Genomic DNA, 17,639 nt, shown 5'->3' with positions numbered 1-17,639 from the left:
CTAAAAAAGGCCAAATCGTTTTGCGATTTGGCCTTTTTGTTTTTAACTTTTTCAGTTTTAAAACTAATTATTCCAATTACTTAAAACTTATACGCCCAAGCCAATGGGGCAACTTACGCCTGTGCCGTTAAGGCCACAATAACCGTTTGGATTTTTGTGAAGATACTGTTGGTGATATTCTTCTGCCAAGTAGTAGGTATCGAGTGGTTCGATTTCTGTGGTGATCATGCCGTGATTGTGTTGGATAAGCGCTTTCTGAAAAGCGGCTTTACTTTGCTCTGCAGTGGCTAAATCTGAGTCTTGAGTGGTGTATATAACAGAGCGATATTGGCTGCCAATATCATTACCTTGTCGCATGCCTTGTGTCGGGTCATGGTTTTCCCAAAAGGTTTTTAGAATGGTGTCTAAGTTGGTTTGTCTGGTGTCGAAGATCACTTGAACGACTTCGCTGTGACCTGTTTGCCCAGTACAAACTTCTTCATAGGTTGGGTTTTTCGTGTACCCGCCTGCATAACCAACGGAAGTGACAATAACGCCAGGAACATTCCATAACTTTCTTTCCGCACCCCAGAAACATCCCATGCCGAGAATGACTTCCGCTTCATGTACATTTTTTTCGCGAAGAAAATTTTCACCGTTAACCGCATGAATGCCAGTCACTTGAATAGGGGTGTCTCGACCCGGAAGCGCTTCAGCTTCACTTGGTATTGAAGACTTTTTTAATATTTGTTCAATGGGATTGGGCATGGTGAATTCCTTAAAAGCAAAATAATATGAGCGACACTTTTACAGACAGTGCATCAGTCTTCAAGTTTTTTCTTGCAACGTAAAACAGGCTAACTGTGTCAAAAAAGTGCAAAAGCCGTTTAATTTAATTTAATGGTAATATAGTGTTGACTCTGTATTTAATCTACCTATAATACGCACCTCGTTGTCGCGGGATGGAGCAGTCTGGTAGCTCGTCGGGCTCATAACCCGAAGGTCGTTGGTTCGAATCCGGCTCCCGCAACCAGCAACGAAACTGAAATTGTTAGTGATAGTAGAAAATTAATTTGTCGCGGGATGGAGCAGTCTGGTAGCTCGTCGGGCTCATAACCCGAAGGTCGTTGGTTCGAATCCGGCTCCCGCAACCATTTCGATTTTGATCGGTTTGAAATAAACCAATCGTTGGTTCGCTTTTGTTCAAGAAATTGGCTCCTGCAACCTTTAGAATTAATTTAGTCGCACAATATTGTCAGTGTTAAAAGATACAATCTAAACATGATGAAATGTTTAGCATGGCGCGGGATGGAGCAGTCTGGTAGCTCGTCGGGCTCATAACCCGAAGGTCGTAGGTTCGAATCCTGCTCCCGCAACCAATTCGTATAGTTGAGAGAATTGGTCATACAGCGCTATATTCATATCATTAAAATTCTATTCTATTTCAATAGATTAGTTTGTCGCGGGATGGAGCAGTCTGGTAGCTCGTCGGGCTCATAACCCGAAGGTCGTAGGTTCGAATCCTGCTCCCGCAACCATTTCTTATTTAATTCCTACTTATCTTTAATACTCGTTGGTTCGTTTCTTCATCCAAGAAACTGTCCCCCTCAACCAATTTGGTCACATCACGTTACCTGTTCCCTAAAGTGTTTATAACGATATTAATAGTATATTTATCCTTGGATAGAGTCGTTTGTTAGGCTCCGCTTTTTGGCACTACTACTCGAAGGTCGTCGATTCCTGTTTGCTTTGGGGAATATAAATGCTGGGAGACTAGGTACACTTACCCAGCTTATTGGCATGACATTCGCCGGGTAAGTATAGAGTGGCAGACTTAGGCTTGGGTGATATCAGTAAAAGCCTTATCTAATGTCATTAGGATTTGCTTGATTTGAGTTTCACTGACACACAGTGCAGGACTCATGTTCAAAATATTGTTGAATTCAGCAAAACTTCGATTGGTTCGGCCGATTAGCAAACCAGCTTGTTTGCATTTGGCAAAAATGCTGACAGCGACGGATTCATCAACAGGTTGTTTGCTAACTCTGTCGGTAACCAGTTCAATCCCCACCAATAACCCCTTGCCACGAACATCGCCAATTATAGCGTGTTTTGTTTTTAATATTTGTAAACCGGCCAATAATAGCTCGCCCATCTTAGCGGAGTTTTCGATTAAATTTTCCTCTTCAATGATATTCATGTTGGCTATGGCCGCTGCTGGACCAGCTAAGCAACCACCATAAGTCGAGATGTCTCTAAAATACCCTAGTTTATCTGTGTTGTCGGATTCTTGAAGCTCTTTGTAAACTGCTTCTGTTGTCACGGTGCATGAAATAGCGGCATAACCTGAAGCAACGCCTTTGGCCATGGTGACTATGTCTGGTTGGATATCATAATGCTGGTATCCGAACCATTTTCCTGTTCTGCCAAGCCCACACACAACTTCGTCTAAAATCAGAAGCACATTGTGTTTTTTACAGATCTGCTCAACGGCTTTTAGGTAGCCTTTTGGTGGGGTAATGATGCCTCCACCGGCCGTAATAGGTTCAATAATGACGGCGCCTACTGTGTCGGGACCTTCTCGTAGAATGACGTCTTCCATTAATTTTGCCGCTTTGATGCCATAGTCCGCAGTCTCTTCAAATTGACTGCGGTATTCAAAACAATGAGGGAACTCGACAAAATCTGGAACAAAAGGACCGAACTGATCTCGCCTTTGTGATTGTCCGGTCGCGCTTAAAGCCGCAATGGTGGTGCCATGATAATCTCGTTCTCTGTAGAGGATTTTGCTTTTTTTGCCCGCGTATTTTTTGTGTGAGATTTGTCTCACCATTTTGAAGGCTTTTTCGTTGGCTTCTGAACCTGAGCTTGAATAAAAAACACGATTCATGCCTGGCATTTTATCGATTAAGTGACTCGCAAATACAGCCGCAGGTTTATTGCCCATGGCGCTGGCGAAGAAATTGAGATCCAGAAGTTGTTCGCTAATGGCATCGACAATTTCTTTGCGACCATATCCCGTGTTGGTAACCCAAACGCCGCCTGCTGAGGCATCTAAGTATTGATTGCCATCTATGTCCCAAAGATCGAGACCTTGGCCTTTTATAAAAACAGGTAAGCCATTGTCGGCAGCACTCCCAGGTGTTAAATGGTGCCACACATGATTTTTATCAAAGGCTTTGATTTCATGGTTAGTGTATTCATTCATTAAAGACATATGTTGTTCCTCAGCATAAAAAAGATGATTAGTGACGGTGTACCGCAAAAGGTGACCAGCTTTGGCTTACTGGCATGATTTCTAATTGATTAATATTTAGATGAGCAGGGAGTTGAGCTATCCAAAGTAGTGTCTCAGCAATGTCATTAGGTTGTATCGCGTTGGTGCCTTTGTATAAGGCGTTATAGGCTTGTGTGTCTCCACCAGTTCTCACAAGGGTGAATTCACTTTCGGATAAGCCTGGTGCTAGGCAAGTCACTCGAACACCTGTGCCCGCAAGGTCACAGCGCAAGGCTAATGAAAATTGCTCGACGAAGGCCTTCGTTCCGCAGTAAACATTGCCACCAGGATAAGGCCATTGGCCGGCAATGGAGCCAATATTAATAATGCTGGCCGATTTACCTGTGTTGATGAGTTGCGGTAACAAGGCATGAGTAACACTGGTTAGGCCTTTGATATTGGTATCGATCATAGTGTGCCATTGCGCTAAATCGGATTCTTGAGCTGGCTCTGTGCCAAGCGCTAATCCAGCATTATTAATAAGTAAGTGAATGGCCTGAAAGTCAGGCGGCAGAGCGGTAAAGGCCGTTTTAATTTGTTCGCTATCACAGACATCGAGTGTCATCGTAAGCACTTTGGTCTGTGACGATAAAGTGGCTTCGATTTGCTTGAGTCTGTCACTTCTTCTCCCTGTTAAGATGAGATGCCATCCTGATTGAGCAAAGAGCTTGGCGGCCGCTAAGCCAAACCCAGAAGTGGCACCTGTAATAACGGCAGTTTTATTCATATCTCTCTCCTTAATACACAATGTGTAAGTTGAAATAAAGACTCAGTACAGACAGAGAAATCAGCACTGGTAGGGCGATGTGTCGAAACGATTTTGGTGGATTGCGATGGAATAACCATTGGCCGACTAGGACTCCGACAAAAGCAGGCCCCAGTAAGATGAAAGTAGGCTGCCATAGTGAAATGTTAATAAAGTGGTTTGCAGCCATAAGGGCAACAGACGCTAAATCCGTTGCGCTGAGAAATAGTACGAGCGTGGCGCGTTGCACGTGGGCAACGTAAGGGGTTAATAGTAAATAGCAAACCACAGGCAGACCACCAATAGAGGCGGCGGCGGTAAAGCCACCAGAAATAGATCCAATCATTCGTGTTAGCCATTTGTTGGGCGTTAAATGATTTGAACGGGGTTTTAATAACCAAATCGACATGGCTAACACGCTTAAACTGATACTCAATTTGAGGAGCGGATCTGGTACTTTGATTAAGATCACAAGGCCAATGGGGATGCCAATGAAGGCGCCAATACTCAATTGTTTTAGCAAATCGATATTTGCGTAACGCCAGGCTTTTCTGATTAAGCCAATTGAACAAAGTAAATCCAACATTAAGATCACTGGCACACTGACTTTGGCAGGCCAAATAAAGCTTAAGCCTGAGATGGCGATGGCGGCGAAGCCAAAACCGGTGTAACCGCGAATGACCGCGGCCATAAAGATCAATAATATAGCGAGTTCAAAATGAGGCATTCAACTTGTCTCCGTTATCACTGGCCCGAAGTGGTATGAAGTATGGGCGCAGTAATACGGTATAGGGGAATCGAGATTAGCCTATAGGTCCAGCTGAAAGGGAATATGGTGCCAGCTAGGAACGGTGCGAATCAGGCTTCTGGCCGAAGTGTCTGAATTTGTTTATGTCTTCCCTAGATAAAGTAGTCAAAGACGTTTTTCAAGGCGGCTATACCGGGCTCAATTTTATGAGATTCTATGGCTGAGAAACCTAAACGAAAGTAATTCTGTGGAGGGTTGTGTGCTGTAAAATGGACCGCACCTGGCTCCATTAGAATACTGCTTTGTGCGGCTAACCAAGCCACTTCTTCGGTATTGACATGTTCTGGTGCTTTCAACCAAACAGAAGTGGCGCCTGCACTGACATGTTTACTGGTGCGCATATCAGGAAGGTGTCGATCAATGGCATCATTGATACGTTGCAGTTTAGAAGCGTTGATGACTCTGAGTTTTCTCAGATAAGTGTCGTGATACCCCAAGGATAAAAACAGTGAAAGCTGGCGCTGAATGTTGGCAGGAGGGTGTCGATACATGAGCCGTCTCAGGGCTCGAATTTCTGTAATTAATTCCTCATCTGCCACCATGAACCCCACCCTTAAACCAGGGGAAATGGATTTTGACATGCTGCCGATGTAGATCACGCGGTTATTTTTATCGAGTGCTTTTAAAGCGGGTTGTGGGTTTTGTTTCATGTTCACTTCCGCATCGTAATCGTCTTCGATAATAATGCAATCATGTTTTGCGGACAGCGAGAGCAGTTGTTGTCTCCTGTCTTTACTGAGCTCAACGCCTGTGGGGACCTGAGTGCTTGGGGTAATATAGAGGTAGTCACACGTATTTAAGTCATCATTGACAATGAGGCCGTGTTGATCAATCGGTTGTCGGTGAATGTTGGCGTTAAAGAGAGAAAATATATTGAGTGCGTCTCTAAATCCTGGGTTCTCTAAACCGACTTTGGTGGTTTGATTACAGAGTAAATTGGCCAGCAGGTATAAAGAATTTTGAGTGCCAATGGTGATTAATATTTCACTTGATTCAACATAAATACCGCGTCTTGGTAATAAACGAGTACGAATTTGCTCGATCAGTAACGGATCATCCGAATCCACAAGGTCATTAATCCAATACTTGTTCCATTGTCCAGACATGCTCTTTCTGACGCAGTCACGCCACTGCTCTAATGGAAAGAAGTCTTTTTGTACCTGACCATAGATAAAAGGGTATTCGAATTTCTGCCAATCATAAGGTTTGACGATGTTGATTTCATTACTCGGCTGTTTTTGAAATCGAGCTGACCAGTCAGGCGAGCTGGCGTTTTCTTCTTGCACTAAATCAGTGCTCAGTGCTTCCGTGTTGTGAAAGGTGTGGTTAACAAAGAAGCCTTTTCGAGAACGCGCTTCAATGAAGCCACTGTCTACTAGGCTTTCATATATCAAGACAATGGTGTTTCTAGAGACCCCCAACATCTTGGATAGGTGACGTGAGGAGGGGAGAGGCTCATCCAGTGGTAGCCCCCCTGTTAATATCAAGTTGACGATGAATTCTCTGATTTGATCCTGCAACGTTCTTTCAGGGTCAAACTCTATGTGAAAGTACTGTTCTAACACGATGAACCTCTAAATCATCAATTTGATGCTCCAATCTAATGCAATATTTACTCCACAAACCCCATCTGGACTAATGCTTTTGGGGAACTGGATCTATCGCTTCATTATCGACAACTTTTAATGTGGGAAAGGTAGCAATCAATTCCATCCTCAGGAGAACGAAAATGAACGTGAACCAAATAACTAAATTGGCCCAAAGAAGTCTCGGTTTATCTGTATTAATGGGTAGTTTGTGTTTGTCGCAACTCGCGAATGCTGAAACGATTACGATTGGCTACCAAGGTATGATGAATCCTTGGAAGTCAGTGATTGCGGAGAAAAAACTAGAGAGCACGACCGGAATGGAAGTGGAATGGCGCCGCTTTGATTCAGGCGCTAAGGTCATTACTGCCATGGCCTCTGGTGACATTGACATTGCCACAGCCGGATCCAGCCCTATCGCCGCCGCGGTGAACCGTGGATTGGACATTGAGCTGGTGTGGATCCTTGAGAATATTAATGATGCTGAAGCACTTGTTGTTCGTGATGGTTCTGGGATTGCAGCGCCACAGGATCTAAAAGGCAAAAAAATCGGTGTGCCATTTGTCTCTACAACGCATTTTCATATGTTATTTGCTTTAGAACAATTTGGCTTAACGGATAAAGAGGTAAGCCTCATTAATATGCAGCCAAATGCTATTGCGGCAGCCTGGGAACGGGGAGACATCGATGGCGCTTTTATTTGGGACCCTGCGCTAGGACGCATTAAAGAGTCAGGTCAAGTGTTGATTAGTTCTGGAGAGCTCAGTCGTTGGGGTAAAGCAACCTTTGATGGCATGGTCATTAATAAGTCATTTGGTGAAGAAAACCCTGAGACAGTCGCTCAATTGATCAAGTTAATTGCGGATGCGGATGCAGAATATCGTGCATCTAAAGGCTCTTTGACTGCGGATTCTCTTATGGTGAAAAACATTGCCAAGATGACGGGTGGACAAGCTGAAAATGTACCTGATGTATTGGCTCTCTATGAGTTTCCGAGTTTGGCTGAGCAGACTAGCTGTGTCTGGCTTGGATGTGGTAACGAGGGTGGTGCTGCGAAGGCCTTAATGTTTACCTCCGAATTTCTTAAACAAGAAGGCAAAGTACCCGCTCTTGCAGATGACTATAGCGTTTTTGTGAACCCTTCTTTTGCTGAAGCTGCTGCAGAACTTTAATAAAAGCGCTTCCTTTTGACGATGTTAAATTCAAAAGGAAGCTGCCATCAGTGTTATATCGTTGGAGAAGAAGGCAATGAGCCGATTACAGATTCATGATGTGTCCGTTCGCTACCCTGGAATGAATGGTGGTGATACGGTCACCGCGTTATCAGGCATTAATTTTCAAATTGAGCCGGGCGAATTTGTCGTCGCACTAGGGGCGTCAGGTTGTGGTAAGACGACCTTGCTCAACTTAATGGCGGGGTTCATTCAACCGAGCGATGGTTATTTAACTCTTGGTGATAGCCAAGTGTCCGGTTTGCCTCGCGTTGCCGTCGGGGTAGAGCTAAATGATCAAATTACAGGCCCCGGCAAAGAACGTGGCGTGGTGTTTCAAAAGCATGCTTTGTTGCCCTGGCTAAATGTCTTGGAAAACACCGCTTTTGGTTTAAAACTACAAGGTGTTGGTTTAAAAGAGCGTCAGGCCAGAGCGAGTGAGTACCTTAAGTTAGTTGGATTAGAAGATTTTCATCATCATCCTGTGTATCAGTTATCTGGCGGTATGCAGCAACGTGTTGGGATTGCCAGAGCGTTAACCAATGACCCTAGAATGCTGCTATTAGACGAGCCGCTAGGGGCATTAGATGCGTTGACTCGAGAGGTGTTACAGGAATTGTTATTGGAAGTGTGGCTGCAAACTCAGAAAATGATGTTCTTCATCACTCACAGCGTAGAAGAAGCGTTATTTATGGCTTCCCGTCTCATCATTATGTCGCCTCGCCCTGGTCGAATTACTCATGATTTCTCTTTGGATTTTAATAAGGTATTTCTGGAAACAAGAGATGCTCGAAAAGTGAAGTCTATGCCTGAGTTTATTGCCATGAGAGAAAAAGTGTTAGGCATTATTCATGGTGATGAAGCCACAAATGGAGGAGCTCACTAATGACAAAATCATTTGATCCAATGGATTCTGTTGACCAGCTTAGTCGCCGTTCTAAGCAAAATGACAGGGCGAAAACGACGATGTTGCATCGTTTTGCTAATCTGTTTGCTGCAGGACCAGTGAAACCGGGTGAGTCATATGGTGCACCGGGGCAAGGAAAAAGCTTAGCAATTAGCTTATTAACGACATTTATACTGATCTTTATATGGTATATCGCGACTCAGTTACAATGGGTGAAGCCTTTATTCCTGCCTTCTCCCGTGGCCGTAGTGCAACGATTTTGGGAAGTGGCGACGCAAGGTTTTGCCAACGCGACCCTGATAGAGCATACCGGCTGGAGTATGATGCGGGTCTTTTCTGCGTTTGTTCTCGCGTTACTCACGGCCGTTCCTATTGGTATTTTTATGGGCGTAAACCGTATTGTTCGCGGATTATTTGATCCTATTATCGAGTTTTATCGTCCATTACCGCCTCTAGCCTATTTGCCATTGGTCATTATTTGGCTCGGTATTGGGGAGGTCTCAAAAGTTGTGTTGATATACTTGGCGATTTTTGCCCCTATGGCGCTGAGTGCCAGAGCCGGTGTGAAATCGGTAGCGATAGAACAAATCCATGCCGCGTATTCGATGGGAGCAACGCGTTGGCAGGTCATTCGTCATATTATTTTGATTAATGCGCTACCAGAAATTTTAACAGGGATGCGTATAGGGATTGGCTTTGGTTGGACAACTCTGGTGGCAGCAGAAATGGTCGCGGCTCAAGCGGGATTAGGCTTTATGGTACTTAACGCAGCGGAATTTCTTGTCACTGATGTGGTTATCATGGGGATTATCGTCATCGGCATTATTGCTTACTTATTCGATCTTTTTATGCGCTATTTAGAGCGTAAATTGGTGCCTTGGAAAGGGCGTTAATCATATTCGCCACCTTTTTCTGAACTCGCTAACAAGATAGTTACGCATGTAGGCTATTTTGTTAGCAATCATGCGATTGAACATAATGCACAGTCGACATATGGCGATAGAGCATAAAAAAATCAATCACATATAAAGCTGTGAGTTCTTCTCTGATCGCTTCAATATAAGCAAAACCAGTTCCCTATATGCCTTTATAAACAGAAAAAGAGAGTTAAATTTTAGAAAAAATCTAGAGAATAGAGGAAAACTACTCTATTTTTAGGGTTGGCTTTTGGCTCTCCATGTTTTGTTAATAGCCCTTAAAAAATGATAAGGCGAAGGGAATGAAGGCGTTTATTATTAAAGTGATTCGTCATTATCGTCGAGCACTATTACAGGGTTTTGGCGATAGAGAGTATTCATATCAACGTTATTTGGCGGCACTGTTTGGCTTAATTGGGTCCGTTATTGCTCTTGTGATGGGCATTAATTCCATTCTAATTGACTTATATGTTCTGGCGAGTGCTTTATTTGCTGCTAGCTTCCTATTGTTTTTATCCTTTTCGCTATTGATTTCAACTAGGTATGTTCGCTATCACAATGTAATGAAGTATGTGGCTTTGGCGGCGTTATTGTCTTTGGGCGTGTATCTTATTCATTCTGGAGGTGTCAGTAACAGTGGGCCTCTGTGGATATACATTTTTCCATCGGTGATCTTTGCATTTTGTGGTCTTAAGATTGGCATTATGATCAATTTGATTTTTTGTGTCATTTTGATGGTGATGCTTTATACCCCTGATGGGTACTTTTTAGCGACGCTTTACCCTGTGGCGTTCAAATCAAGATTGGTACTCGCTTTTTCTACAACCGTCGCATTATCGGCTTTTTATGAAGCCGCACGTCATAGTTCTTATTTGAAAATGGAACGTTTAAAAGTCAAGTTTGAGCACGAGTCTCAGATAGACGAGCTAACTCGGTTGCCCAATCGACGAGGCATGCGTAAGCGATTAAGGGAAGCCTACCATAAAGCCCTCACTTCTAATCAAGTGTTTACCCTTGCTGTATTCGACATTGATCACTTTAAGAATGTGAATGATTGCTTTGGCCACGAGATAGGTGATGATGTGCTGAAACATGTCAGCGATGTATTGAGAAATGGTCTTCGTAAACAAGATATCCTCTCTCGTTGGGGAGGAGAAGAGTTTCTACTGTTATTGCCTGACACTAATGGACGTGATGCTTTTTTATTACTGGAAGACATGCGCAAGTTGATAGCAAAATCTCATTATCACAAAGCGAATGACGTCATCAGAGTGACTTTCAGTATTGGGTATTGTGAAATGTCAGAGGCGGTGAGTTTATCTGAGATGATTCATTTGGCGGATGTCAGTTTATACAAGGCCAAGCAAACAGGTCGGAATAAAGTCTTAGCTTATGCTTAATGCTTAACGTTTGAAGCAAAGAAAGGTGGTGCAACATATTTGTAGTTTGTTGGCCTAACAGTGAAGATTGAGGCTAGCAGCAGATGAATTGCCCTTAAATTTTATAAAAAAGGCTAGGGCTAAACTAAAAAAGATAATATCCCTCAGAGTGTTATCATTTTACATTCCTTTTACTCCTTTGGAGCTCCTTCATGAATAAAAATAAAAAGGAATGCGAAGATGAAAAAAATCTTATCTGTAAGTTTACTGGCTACGGCTTGTGCTGTGGCGTCCATACCATCTTGGGCAGCGGGTGAAAAAATCGGTCTGCTCATGTCCGATTTACGTCTTGAACGTTGGCAAAAAGACCGAGACTTGTTCACGGCGGAAGCTGAAAAATTGGGCGCAAAAGTCTACACCCAATCGGCCAATGGCGATGTGAGCACACAAATTTCCCAAGTCGAAAACATGATTTCTCGCGGTGTTGATGTGTTGGTGATTGTGCCTGAAAACGGTGAAGTCCTGAGCAATGTGTTGGACGAAGCAAAAGCTGAGGGCATCAAAGTACTGGCTTACGATCGTTTGATTAAATTTGCCGATATTGATCTGTATGTGTCTTTTGACAATATTCGAGTTGGTGAAATGCAAGCCGAGGCATTATTAGAGAGAAAGCCAACAGGGCGTTACTTCTTGATGGGCGGTTCGCCAACAGACAATAATGCGAAGATGTTCCGAGAGGGACAAATGAATGTGCTTCAACCTGCTATTGATGCTAAAAAAATCCAAATCATTGGCGATCAATGGGCCATGGGTTGGTCGGCCGAAGCTGCTCTCAACATCATGGAAAATGCTTTAACGGCCAACAGTAATAAAGTGGACGCTGTTGTGGCATCAAATGATTCCACTGCTGGCGGTGCGATTCAAGCATTAGCAGCACAGGGATTGAGTGGCAATGTGATCATTTCGGGACAAGATGCTGACTTAGCGGCAGTGCGTAGAATTGTTCAGGGCTCGCAAACCATGACGGTATATAAACCGATTTCGAAATTGGCGGAAACCAGTGCCGTAATGGCCGTGAAATTAGCTCGCGGAGAACCCATTCAAGCAGACGGTTACGTGAATAACGGTAAAAAAGAGGTAGAAGCCGTCCTATTGACGCCAATTGCAGTGACCAAAGAGAACCTTGATAACACTGTTATTGCGGATGGTTTTCATAGCAAAACAGACGTTTATAACCCGTAATTTATCCAGATAATGGCGCTGTAAAGCGCCATTTGCTTTTCATAAGGTGTTTAAAATGAAGCAAAAACTTTTGGATATGCGCGGCATTGTTAAGAGTTTTTCCGGTGTACGTGCATTGAATGGTGTCGACATCAGGCTTGATGCTGGTGAAGTGCTCTCTTTATGTGGAGAAAACGGATCAGGTAAATCGACCTTGATGAAAGTGCTGAGTGGTGTTTGGCCTTATGGTAGTTATGAAGGGCGAATATTTTTTGCTGGCCAAGAAATAAAGGCCACGAGCATTCGAGATACCGAAGCACAAGGCATTGTGATTATCCATCAGGAGCTGGCTCTGGTAAAAGAGTTGACCGTGATGGAAAACATCTTTCTGGGGAATGAATTAGGCCATGCTTGGCGCATTAATGAAGAAAGCATGTATCGACAAACTCTTGCCTTATTGTCCCGCGTCAATCTTTCCATTGCGCCAGATACTTTGGTAAGTGAGCTGGGTGTTGGTCAGCAGCAACTCGTTGAAATAGCGAAAGCATTGAATAAAGACGTTAAAATGTTGATCTTGGACGAACCCACGTCTTCTCTTACTAACCAAGAAATTCAAATCCTTCTCGATATTGTTCGCAGCCTAAAAGAACAAGGTATTGCTTGTATCTACATTTCACACAAATTGGATGAAGTGCTGGCGCTCTCCGATTGGGTATGTGTTATCCGAGATGGTGATCATATCGCCACCCGTGCTGCTGCCGCGTTAACTCAAAATGACATTATTAGCATGATGGTAGGTCGTGAAATGGACCAACTGTTTCCTCGTGAAGAGCATGAAATAGGGGAGGTTATTTTAAGGGTTAACAAGGCTTTCGCACGTCTATCTGGTGCCAGTCGACCACAAGTGGATGGGGTGAATTTTGAGTTACGTAAGGGGGAGATTTTAGGCATTGCAGGCTTAATTGGCTCTGGTCGGACGGAGTTGATGCAGTGTTTATTTGGTTCGTATCCAGGAGAGTATTCAGTAGACATTGAATTGGCAGGTCAATCGCAGGTCATTCGCTCTCAGCAAGCGGCTTTAAAAGCCGGTATAGCGATGGTGCCTGAGGACCGTAAGCGGCATGGTATTGTGCCGATTATGGGAGTGGGCCGAAACATGACGTTACCCATATTAGATAAATATCAAACGTGGTTTGGTGCGATCAATGAGCAGCAGGAGCATCAAGACATTGAGCGTTATCTTGAACGATTAAAAGTCAAAACCGCCTCTGCCGATTTGGCCATTAAACATCTAAGTGGTGGCAATCAACAAAAAGCCATCATTGCCAAATGCTTATTAACGCACCCGAATATTTTGATCCTAGATGAGCCTACTCGAGGGATCGATGTGGGGGCCAAATATGAGATTTATAAGCTTATGTATGCACTGGTTAAAGACGGTGTTTCTATCATTATGGTGTCGTCTGAATTGCCAGAGGTGATTGGTATTAGTGATCGAGTGTTGGTGATGCATGAAGGCCGTTTAAAAGGTCAATTTGAACACCAAGGGTTAACTCAAGAAATGATTATGAATTGTGCGATTAAAGAAGGTGTTTCCAATGTTTAAAACAATAAAAGCGAGTCAGTTGCAATTACTTGCCATGATCGCAGCACTGTTACTGATTTTAGTGTTCTTTTCCATTGCAACGGAAGGGGCCTTTATCTCGCCACGAAATATTTCTAATTTGATTCGGCAGACCGCCATTGTTGGGATTTTGGCCATTGGCATGGTATTCGTCATCATCAGTGCTGAAATCGATTTGTCTGTCGGTTCTATGATGGGACTGCTTGGCGGCATAGCTGCGATACTCGATGTCTGGTTTCATTTTCCATTAATATTGAGCATTGTGATTACTATGTTCGCAGGCTTAGTGCTGGGTTTATTTAATGGATGGTGGATCGCCTATCAAAAAGTGCCTTCTTTTATTGTTACCTTGGCAGGCATGCTCGCGTTTCGCGGTATTTTAGTTGGTTTAACGGATGGTGTGACGGTGGCACCAACGTCCAGTTCGTTGGCAATCATTGGTCAGAGTTATTTGCCTTCTGGTTGGGGTATGAGTGTGATTGCGTTGTTATGTTTAGGATTAGTCGCACGGGTATTTTCTCGCCGTCAGGCTAGACAAAAACATGGTGTGGTGAATCATGCTGCTAAGTTTGAATATGGCAAAGCGTTAATCGCGGTAATGGCTTTATTGTCTCTATTAGCAATACTGGAAAATTACCGAGGCATTCCTACCCCCATATTTATTATGGGGGTGCTGATTTTAGTGGCGACCTACATTGCCAAACGAACGGCGTTTGGTCGGCGTGTCTATGCCATTGGTGGCAATATTGAAGCGGCTCGTATGTCAGGCGTAAAAGTTGAAAAAACTAAGATGCTGGTGTTCGGGTTCAATGGTGTAATGGTCGCTGTGGCCGCCTTAATATTAACGTCAAGGCTAGGTGCTGGTTCGCCTGCGGCGGGTAATATGGCGGAATTAGACGCCATTGCCGCCTGTGTGATCGGCGGCACCAGTCTAGCGGGTGGTATTGGTACTGTCTTAGGCGCCATCATGGGGGCGTTAATTATGGCCAGTTTGGATAACGGTATGAGCATGTTGGATGTGCCGACTTTTTGGCAATTGATTGTGAAAGGTGCCATTCTGTTATTGGCGGTTTGGCTTGATGTGAAAACCAAGAAACAATAATAAAGCGAATAATAGAAAACGATAATAAATAAAGGTTGCGTCATGTATATAGGCATTGATTTAGGGACTTCGGGCATAAAAGCTGTGCTCATGAATAAAATGGGTCAAATTGTGGCCACCAGTACCGTGCCCTTATCTGTTTCTCGGCCACACGCTCTGTGGTCAGAGCAAGACCCAGAAGATTGGTGGCAAGCGACAGATAAGGCCATGATTGAACTGGGGCAGCAGCAGGATTTGTCGAAAGTGGAAGCCTTGAGTTTTTCAGGCCAAATGCATGGGGCGACCTTATTAGATTGTCATGGGCAGGTGCTAAGACCCGCCATTCTCTGGAATGATGGCCGTTCTCAGCAAGCCTGTTTGTCTTTGCAGCATCGTTGTCCAGATATCCAAGCGATCACGGGTAATTTAGTCATGCCGGGGTTTACGGCCCCTAAACTTGTTTGGGTGCAGCAACATGAAGCGGATATTTTTCGCAAAATTGACAAAGTCTTATTACCGAAAGATTACCTTCGATACCGTATGACGGGGGATTTCGCGACCGATGTGTCAGATGCCTCAGGCACTTTATGGTTGGATATGGAGCAAAGGCAATGGAGTTCGTCTGTACTTGAGGCGTGTGGTCTGACTACCGAACAGATGCCAACCTTGTTTGAAGGTACTCAAGTAACCGGGTATTTAAAACAGACGTTGGCTGAACGCTGGTCTATTCCGACCGTGGCTGTTGTGGCGGGGGCCGGTGACAATGCCGCTGGCGCTATTGGGATGGGGATTATCCAGCCGCAACAAACCATGTTATCGCTGGGGACATCGGGCGTTATTTTTTCAGTCAGTGATGGATTTGTCGCAAATCCTGCGGTGGCACTGCACAGTTTTGGTCATGCGGTGCCAAATACATGGCACAGCATGTCGGTTATGTTAAGTGCCGCGAGTTGTTTGGATTGGGTCGCTAAATTGGCGCAATTTAAGGATGTGCCTTCGGCCTTAGCCGCGGTATCGAGCCAGGCTCATTCAAGTCCAGATAATTTACTCTTTTTGCCTTATTTAAGTGGTGAACGAACACCGCATAATGATGCGAATGCGAAAGGTGTTTTTTGGGGGATGACGCATGAGACAAGCGCGGTGGATTTGGTTCAAGCGGTATTAGAAGGCGTCTCTTTTGCTTTGCTAGATGGGCTGGATGCGGTGCGATCTGTACAAAATATTGATTCGACTATTGATGTGATCGGAGGCGGCGCGCGAAGCGAATACTGGTTACAAATGTTGGCGGATGTTTTTGCTCGATCTTTGGTTTATCGGGAGGGTGGGGAAGTTGGTCCCGCGCTTGGTGCCGCTCGTTTAGCTGCCATCGGTGTCTCGCCTGAAGAGACATTATCCGACATTTGTTGTAAGCCTAACGCCATTAAACGCTTTGACCCTAATCCAGAACATGCCGAATATTACCAGCAAAAGAGAGTGAAATTTCAAACACTGTATCACAGAGTAAAGGACCTATAATGCCCAGTACTTATGGTTGACCGTCAAATTTTGTATTTCTTGAGCAAGAAACGCCAATACCAAGTATGCTTTTGTAGCAAATAATAAAAATAAAATAAGGAATGCTTCAAATGTTTGAAAAGCGTTATCGTTTAAATTTGGTATTTAATGCCAATAAGGTCTATGACCGACAGGTTATCGAAGGCATAGGCGAGTACTTACAAGCGGCCCAATGTGATTGGGATGTGTATTTTGAAGATGATTTTCGCAGTCGCTTGGACGGGCTCAAGCACTGGAAAGGCGATGGCATCATTGCCGATTTTGATAACCCTGAAGTAGAAGAGATTTTAAAGGGGACTCAAATACCCACCGTGGCCGTTGGTGGTTCTTACCAACGGCGTGATGATTATCCTCAACTGCCTTATGTGGCGACAGACAATGCCGCTTTAGTAAAAAGTGCCTATCAACATTTAAAGCGTAAAGGTTTAACCGAATTTGGTTTTTATGGCGTGCCAGCGAATAAATATCACCGTTGGTCAAGTGAACGACAAAATGCCTTTATTGATCAAGTCAGTTCCGATGGTTATCGACCCCATGTCTATGAAGGTTATTTAACCTCCACTCAAATTTGGGAAACGGCACAGCAGGGGTTAGAAAATTGGCTGTCGGATTTGCCTAAACCAGTTGGCATTGTGGCAGTAACCGATTCACGTGCTCGTCATCTTTTACAAGTCTGCGATCACTTGAATATTATGGTGCCTGAGCAGGTTGCTATTATTGGTATCGATAATGAAAATATGGCGCGTTACTTGAATCGTACGGCCTTGTCTTCGGTAGAACAGGGTTGTAAGCAAATGGGCTATGAAGCCGCTAAAATCTTGCATCGCCTGTTACTCGGTTACCAATTGGACAAAAGCTTGGTATTGGTGGATCCCATCGGAGTGCAAGAGCGTCAGTCATCTGACTATCGAGCGTTAAAAGACCCTCATGTAATTCAAGCCATGCATTTTATCCGTCATAATGCCTGCCGTGGTGTGAAAGTCGCACAAGTGGTCGATTATATCGGCATTTCGAGAACCAACTTAGAAGCGCGTTTCATTGATGAAATGGGCTGTTCCATGCATGAGCAATTGCACATGACAAAATTTTCGCGGGCCTGCGAACTGATCATTTCAACGAACTTACCGTTTGATGAAATAGCACGTACGTGTGGTTATCCATCGGTGCAGTATATGTATACTGTGTCACGCAAAAATCTAGGCATGACGCCAGGCGAGTATCGGGTTTCCAGTCGCTTATTAAAAGAAGATGCTTAAAGCCATCGTTTTTTTGGAATTTAAAGGTAACAAAATAAAAGCGCACATGGCGCTTTTATTTTGACTTAGGTTTCTGTTGTCTTGTCTTTGCTAT

General features: G+C 44.1%; 14 protein-coding genes and 4 tRNA genes. 13 read left to right on the top strand and 5 right to left on the bottom strand.

Annotation, left to right across the window (positions count from 1 at the left end; all coding sequences use genetic code 11):
• Positions 1-87: 87 nt before the first annotated feature.
• Positions 88-747: a peptide-methionine (S)-S-oxide reductase MsrA gene (gene msrA, locus OA79_RS11345; RefSeq protein WP_063333356.1), complete on the bottom strand. Its 660-nt coding sequence runs from the start codon at positions 745-747 to the stop codon at positions 88-90.
• Positions 748-935: 188 nt separating this feature from the next.
• Here msrA and OA79_RS11340 point away from each other — a divergent pair.
• The 4 genes from OA79_RS11340 to OA79_RS11325 all read left to right on the top strand — a co-directional run bounded on the left by OA79_RS11340 (position 936) and on the right by OA79_RS11325 (position 1,517).
• Positions 936-1,012, top strand: a tRNA-Met gene (locus OA79_RS11340).
• Between the two features lie 44 nt (positions 1,013-1,056).
• Positions 1,057-1,133 (top strand) — tRNA-Met (locus OA79_RS11335).
• A 148-nt stretch (positions 1,134-1,281) separates the two neighbouring features.
• Positions 1,282-1,358: transfer RNA gene (locus OA79_RS11330), tRNA-Met, on the top strand.
• Between the two features lie 82 nt (positions 1,359-1,440).
• Positions 1,441-1,517, top strand: a tRNA-Met gene (locus OA79_RS11325).
• A gap of 296 nt (positions 1,518-1,813) precedes the next feature.
• Here OA79_RS11325 and OA79_RS11320 read toward each other — a convergent pair.
• The 4 genes from OA79_RS11320 to pdxR all read right to left on the bottom strand — a co-directional run bounded on the left by OA79_RS11320 (position 1,814) and on the right by pdxR (position 6,374).
• A complete protein-coding gene (locus tag OA79_RS11320; RefSeq protein WP_063333355.1) occupies positions 1,814-3,196 on the bottom strand; it encodes an aminotransferase family protein in 1,383 nt (460 codons plus the stop codon).
• 28 nt (positions 3,197-3,224) lie between these two features.
• Positions 3,225-3,983 (bottom strand): SDR family NAD(P)-dependent oxidoreductase, encoded by a 759-nt coding sequence (locus OA79_RS11315; protein WP_063333354.1) that lies wholly within the window; start codon positions 3,981-3,983, stop codon positions 3,225-3,227.
• 10 nt (positions 3,984-3,993) lie between these two features.
• Positions 3,994-4,728 (bottom strand): sulfite exporter TauE/SafE family protein, encoded by a 735-nt coding sequence (locus tag OA79_RS11310; protein WP_063333353.1) that lies wholly within the window; start codon positions 4,726-4,728, stop codon positions 3,994-3,996.
• Between the two features lie 173 nt (positions 4,729-4,901).
• The gene (gene pdxR, locus OA79_RS11305) at positions 4,902-6,374 is read right to left on the bottom strand and encodes a MocR-like pyridoxine biosynthesis transcription factor PdxR (protein ID WP_063333352.1); all 1,473 of its coding nucleotides are present in this window, start codon (positions 6,372-6,374) and stop codon (positions 4,902-4,904) included.
• Positions 6,375-6,538: 164 nt separating this feature from the next.
• On the opposite strand from pdxR, the gene tauA reads away from it, so the two are divergent.
• The 9 genes from tauA (at position 6,539) to OA79_RS11260 (ending at position 17,545) form a co-directional block, all read left to right on the top strand.
• Positions 6,539-7,567, top strand: coding sequence for a taurine ABC transporter substrate-binding protein (tauA, locus tag OA79_RS11300; RefSeq protein ID WP_063333351.1), 1,029 nt, complete (start codon positions 6,539-6,541; stop codon positions 7,565-7,567).
• A 76-nt stretch (positions 7,568-7,643) separates the two neighbouring features.
• On the top strand, positions 7,644-8,492 hold the full coding sequence (locus OA79_RS11295; protein WP_063333350.1) for a taurine ABC transporter ATP-binding protein: 849 nt from the start codon (positions 7,644-7,646) through the stop codon (positions 8,490-8,492).
• Positions 8,492-9,406, top strand: a complete 915-nt coding sequence (locus tag OA79_RS11290) for an ABC transporter permease subunit (RefSeq protein ID WP_156486259.1) — start codon at positions 8,492-8,494, stop codon at positions 9,404-9,406. Before OA79_RS11295 ends, OA79_RS11290 begins: the two co-directional genes overlap by 1 nt.
• 326 nt (positions 9,407-9,732) lie before the next feature.
• Positions 9,733-10,830, top strand: a complete 1,098-nt coding sequence (locus OA79_RS11285; RefSeq protein WP_063333349.1) for a GGDEF domain-containing protein — start codon at positions 9,733-9,735, stop codon at positions 10,828-10,830.
• Between the two features lie 219 nt (positions 10,831-11,049).
• Positions 11,050-12,051, top strand: a complete 1,002-nt coding sequence (gene xylF, locus OA79_RS11280; protein ID WP_063333348.1) for a D-xylose ABC transporter substrate-binding protein — start codon at positions 11,050-11,052, stop codon at positions 12,049-12,051.
• A 55-nt stretch (positions 12,052-12,106) separates the two neighbouring features.
• Entirely contained in the window at positions 12,107-13,636 is a 1,530-nt protein-coding gene (locus OA79_RS11275; protein WP_063333347.1) for a xylose ABC transporter ATP-binding protein, read from the top strand.
• Positions 13,629-14,756 carry a sugar ABC transporter permease gene (locus OA79_RS11270; protein WP_063333346.1) on the top strand — a complete coding sequence of 376 codons (1,128 nt, stop codon included), beginning with the start codon at positions 13,629-13,631 and terminating at the stop codon, positions 14,754-14,756. Before OA79_RS11275 ends, OA79_RS11270 begins: the two co-directional genes overlap by 8 nt.
• Before the next feature lie 42 nt (positions 14,757-14,798).
• The gene (xylB, locus tag OA79_RS11265) at positions 14,799-16,250 is read left to right on the top strand and encodes a xylulokinase (protein WP_063333345.1); all 1,452 of its coding nucleotides are present in this window, start codon (positions 14,799-14,801) and stop codon (positions 16,248-16,250) included.
• A 110-nt stretch (positions 16,251-16,360) separates the two neighbouring features.
• Entirely contained in the window at positions 16,361-17,545 is a 1,185-nt protein-coding gene (locus OA79_RS11260; protein ID WP_063333344.1) for a XylR family transcriptional regulator, read from the top strand.
• Positions 17,546-17,639: the final 94 nt, after the last annotated feature.

The organism is Marinomonas sp. TW1, assembly GCF_001625355.1.
GTDB lineage: Bacteria > Pseudomonadota > Gammaproteobacteria > Pseudomonadales > Marinomonadaceae > Marinomonas.
Note: the sequence above shows the minus strand (reverse complement) of the source record. Positions and strands in the feature narration are given on the sequence as shown.